Below are 506 nucleotides of genomic sequence, written 5' to 3' on the forward strand. Positions count from 1 at the left end.
TACGAATTCCCAGGTGACGACCTACCAGTAATCCAAGGTTCAGCTCTTGGTGCACTAAACGGTGAGAAGCAGTGGGAAGACAAGATCGTTGAGCTAGCAGAAGCTCTAGATTCTTACATCCCAGAGCCAGAGCGTGCAGTAGATCAGCCGTTCCTACTACCAATCGAAGACGTATTCTCGATCCAAGGTCGTGGTACTGTTGTAACTGGTCGTATCGAGCGCGGTATCCTAACTGTAGGTGACGAAGTAGAAATCGTAGGTATCAAAGAGACTACAACTACTACTTGTACTGGTGTTGAGATGTTCCGTAAGCTTCTTGACGAAGGTCGTGCTGGTGAGAACGTTGGTGCACTTCTACGTGGTACTAAGCGTGACGAAGTTGAGCGTGGTCAAGTTCTTGCAGCTCCTGGCTCAATCAACCCACACACTAAGTTCGAGTCTGAAGTATACGTACTTTCTAAAGACGAAGGCGGCCGTCACACTCCTTTCTTCAAAGGCTACCGTCC

At 48.6% G+C, this 506-nt stretch carries 1 protein-coding gene; it reads left to right on the plus strand.

What is annotated here, in order from left to right:
- On the plus strand, window positions 1–506 hold a 506-nt coding region (locus tag ACSTTG_RS24225), incomplete at both ends, for an EF-Tu/IF-2/RF-3 family GTPase (RefSeq protein WP_438476622.1).

The organism is Vibrio glycogenivorans, from assembly GCF_051660965.1.
Classification (GTDB): Bacteria; Pseudomonadota; Gammaproteobacteria; order Enterobacterales; family Vibrionaceae; genus Vibrio.